We start from the raw sequence: 229 nt of genomic DNA on the forward strand, positions 1-229 counted from the left end.
GGTGATTAGCTCAGCCGGGAGAGCATCTGCCTTACAAGCAGAGGGTCGGCGGTTCGATCCCGTCATCACCCACCACTTCCTGAGACGTTCCTGGCTCAACCACTTCGCAAGAAGCCGGTTGGCAGAGAGGAACAGGACGCAAGTCCAGCTATGCGCGGCGGTAGTTCAGTCGGTTAGAATACCGGCCTGTCACGCCGGGGGTCGCGGGTTCGAGTCCCGTCCGCCGCGC

At 62.4% G+C, this 229-nt stretch carries 1 tRNA gene; it reads left to right on the forward strand.

The annotated features are described in order from the left end of the window. Positions 1-154 precede the first annotated feature (154 nt). A tRNA-Asp gene (locus HU720_RS24070) sits at positions 155-228 on the forward strand. The last annotated feature ends 1 nt before the right edge of the window (position 229 follow it).

Source organism: Pseudomonas sp. SWRI51, assembly GCF_014268825.1.
GTDB lineage: Bacteria > Pseudomonadota > Gammaproteobacteria > Pseudomonadales > Pseudomonadaceae > Aquipseudomonas > Aquipseudomonas farsensis.